The following is a 3168-nucleotide window of genomic DNA, read 5'->3' as shown; positions in this document are numbered from 1 at the left end:
GGCTGGCTTAAGCCTTCCTGCCCGCTAAACGCCACCACATCCAGCGGCGCGGCATTTTTCCAGACTTTCAGTTTGTAACGGCTGTGATCAAAGATGATCGCCGGGGTGGTGGTATTCATCATTTTCTCCCACTAATCTCTATTGAGGAAGAAACGGAAATCACTTCACCGCCGCTGCTGAGTTTATCACCCAGGCGAATAATGCCTGCAAACATAATGACTCCGGTATAATTAAGAATAAATTTTTCACATCTCAAGAGCGGCAATAATTATTGTTGATTACCCTGATTATTTGACGCCGCCAGCGACAGCGTATTAACGACTTTTTCCAGCTCGGCTCTATCAATAAATTTCGTTGAACACACGATGTCGATTTTTTCCTTTAACTTGACGAAAACAATCACTTTATTTTTACGTTGTTCAACTCGTTCAATACATTCATAAGGCAAAAAAATCGTTTTACTAAAAGTGGTCGGGGTTAACAAAAAGCCGTTCTCTTTCTCGGCAAAGAAATAACGATCTTTTATTTTACGATATGAGACATAATGCATCACTGCCATCGTAATACACGTACTACTTAAGCCTTTAATCAAGAGTAAAATAGCCCCCCGCTCCAAATTAACGCTTTGTATCGATACTCGTCCCGTAAAAAACAAACCGCGCTATCCGGGACTGGATTATTCTCACATTCAGTGAAGAAGAAAAGTGCCACCCGTTGAATCGACAATAAACACCCAATAAAATAAACCACCCCCAATGGAAAGACACTGGACACGATAAAAGAACTGATTTTTGCATACTTTGGCATTTTGATAATAATAAATAAATTAACAATTTGCAGAAAAATAAAAACCTGTAGCACTTTATCCACGATAAGTAACTTATCAACTACACTTTGTAATTGATAAGAAAGATCATCATAACTGGCATAAAGTGCCCTGGTCGCCGCCAGTGAAACCAAACATATTAATACATTAATGGCAAAACCGACGAAAACCATTTTATAGATCTGTTTCATAAAAAAACCTTAATTTACACAAAATTACCTATTGCTCGAATAGTATTAGATAACATTTTACCATTCGATAATGGGTTACTGATTTTTTCAAAGTTTCCCTGCGATTCAACGTCAATCAATTGGGTTGATTTCAGAATCTCAACCCATCTGATCAAAGAAATAATATCTTTAAACATAACAGTTTTTTACCCGGTAATTACTTGAGTCAGTAATAGTAATAATAGCTTACGAAACAATCTCTATCTGGCAGTACTCTTTCACTGTCTTTACCGGATTCCCTATCAGGAGAATTAGTCTTGATTTCCTTAAGCCTCTTTTTTGTTAATCGTCTAAGATTAACCTCTGTAGGGTCAGGGAAACCTAATGCAGTGAAAATCTCTTCAGCCAACCTAATTGAGGGTCGGGGTTTTTTCATACCTTGGTAATATGTACTGGGTGCAAATATCGCTATCATCAAAACACAAAATGGAAGCACGTATTCCAGAAAGACGAACATATTTTCCCCAATAAAAAAAATATTTGCTATTACTAAAAAAAGCAGGTAAGCCGAAAAAAAATAGCAAGCATTAAATATCTGCTCTTTGGAGTTTGCATGAATTCCCTGATTGCAACGCGGTGTCATGGAAATAACCCTTAATTCGGGATTAGCGATAGCATAAACCACATAATATCCCGCCTGCTCCGTCACCGCTAATTCAACGTAATCACCCACTTTTGCGGAGGTAAATCCCAGCCAACCGTGGAAAGGAATACCATTGATTTTTCCCTGCACAAAATCACAGACATCACTTTCCCGCACTTGGGTTTGCGAATTTACTGCCGCCGCCGAGCTATTTCCCGCCATCGCCATCAATAATGCGCCAGACAATTCCCGCTCCTCCTGACGGGCAAAGGCGGCGGGATCATATTCCCGATCGGTAAAATAGCCCCTCACACAGAGCGTCTCGAATTCTTCCAATACCCCACTGATTTTGATTAATGGTTTACGCGGCGGTAATTCCGGCGGGGGCGGCTCTTTCGCTAAGATGGCATCCAGTGCCGGAATTTGAGCCTTTGTTTTTTCAATCTCCTTTTCTGCCTCTTCTCTACCTTCTGGATGGTTTACTATCCAGTCAAGATTAACTTCAATCCATGTATCAAGGCTGCTTCTCTGACTTTTTATTTCCTTAAAGTCAATGGCCTCTTTAAAAGGGCGACAAGTACTCATGACAAATCCTTCATTGCATCAGCAAAGCTTTTATATTGTGCTTCATACAGCGTATTCTGCAATTCTGGGTCAATAAATTGGGTTGATTTCAAACCTTTTGCCGGCTCCAAACCAAACACACAATTCCGACACCATTTTTGTAACTCATTATCCGAAAAATACGTCACTAATTCTTCGACAATAAAAATAACGAGCATCGCCTCCCAACTGAGCAGCCAGGCAAAAGTTTCCCATGCCAAAAGCCTTGCCGTTCCTTCAAGAAGTAAGTTCTTAGGCACAAGCAATGCCCTATCAACTAATACTTTTAATAAGCCGTTTAATGCTTTGGTAAGTTGCGCAAAATCATAAGCACCTTTAAGGCCGTAAAGACCAATAAACTGCCAGCGCCCTTGACCATGACGTTCAGATCTAAAGTCACTGATATCAACCCCCAGATTTAATGCAGAAGCAATCGTACCGGCACTTGCCCCAATAAATTTAATGGAATCAGTCGCCGCCACATTTTTTATGCCGTGCTCAACTGCCGGGGTCACAATCTCTACCGCGGTACTCAGTGTACCTAAAAACGCCGCAGTCACCTGGGCGTGGCCTTTTGGATCCCCCTGACTCTCTTTTAACTGATTAGCAAACTCCAACCCGTTGAAAATCAAAACCAGTAATTTAATCCGCGATTGCTTTAACGCCGGTTCTCCTTCCGCACTTTGAGCAAATTTTTTAAAATTAGACTGATAATTGTTACTTTTTTTCAACCGGTCTTCCGCTCTCGATTTTTTCAGATCCGCTAACACCTGCTGCCTAAACTCATCGCCATCTTTAAGCTGTGAGACCGACAGTTCAACCGCCTGATCAAACGGCACGCCGGAAATCACCGAGAACAGCGTTTTACTCAGCATTTCATTCCGGCTGTTCAGCACTTTCCCTAAACGGGTAAAGTTAAAGAACCG

General features: G+C 41.1%; 4 protein-coding genes. All 4 read right to left on the bottom strand.

Translation table 11 applies throughout. The features are described 5' to 3' along the window. Nucleotides 1-268: 268 nt before the first annotated feature. Nucleotides 269-559 (bottom strand): hypothetical protein, encoded by a 291-nt coding sequence (locus ABR397_RS22145; RefSeq protein ID WP_350307601.1) that lies wholly within the window; start codon nucleotides 557-559, stop codon nucleotides 269-271. A gap of 29 nt (nucleotides 560-588) precedes the next feature. Continuing rightward, nucleotides 589-1017, bottom strand: coding sequence for a hypothetical protein (locus ABR397_RS22140; protein ID WP_350307600.1), 429 nt, complete (start codon nucleotides 1015-1017; stop codon nucleotides 589-591). A 205-nt stretch (nucleotides 1018-1222) separates the two neighbouring features. Next, nucleotides 1223-2224 carry a putative type VI secretion system effector gene (locus tag ABR397_RS22135; protein WP_350307599.1) on the bottom strand — a complete coding sequence of 334 codons (1002 nt, stop codon included), beginning with the start codon at nucleotides 2222-2224 and terminating at the stop codon, nucleotides 1223-1225. After that, nucleotides 2221-3168, bottom strand: a 948-nt coding sequence (locus ABR397_RS22130; protein ID WP_350307598.1) for a T6SS effector BTH_I2691 family protein, incomplete at its 5' end; no start/stop codon positions are given. The genes ABR397_RS22130 and ABR397_RS22135, both read right to left, overlap by 4 nt.

Source organism: Photorhabdus viridis (assembly GCF_040256935.1).
Taxonomy (GTDB): Bacteria; Pseudomonadota; Gammaproteobacteria; order Enterobacterales; family Enterobacteriaceae; genus Photorhabdus; species Photorhabdus viridis.
This window is presented reverse-complemented; position numbering and strand designations above follow the sequence as displayed.

Coding starts and splice junctions, on each gene's coding strand:
- ABR397_RS22145 (WP_350307601.1), bottom strand. CDS start 559: ATGGCAGTGATGCATTATGTCTCATATCGTAAAATAAAAGATCGTTAT.
- ABR397_RS22135 (WP_350307599.1), bottom strand. CDS start 2,224: ATGAGTACTTGTCGCCCTTTTAAAGAGGCCATTGACTTTAAGGAAATA.
- ABR397_RS22140 (WP_350307600.1), bottom strand. CDS start 1,017: ATGAAACAGATCTATAAAATGGTTTTCGTCGGTTTTGCCATTAATGTA.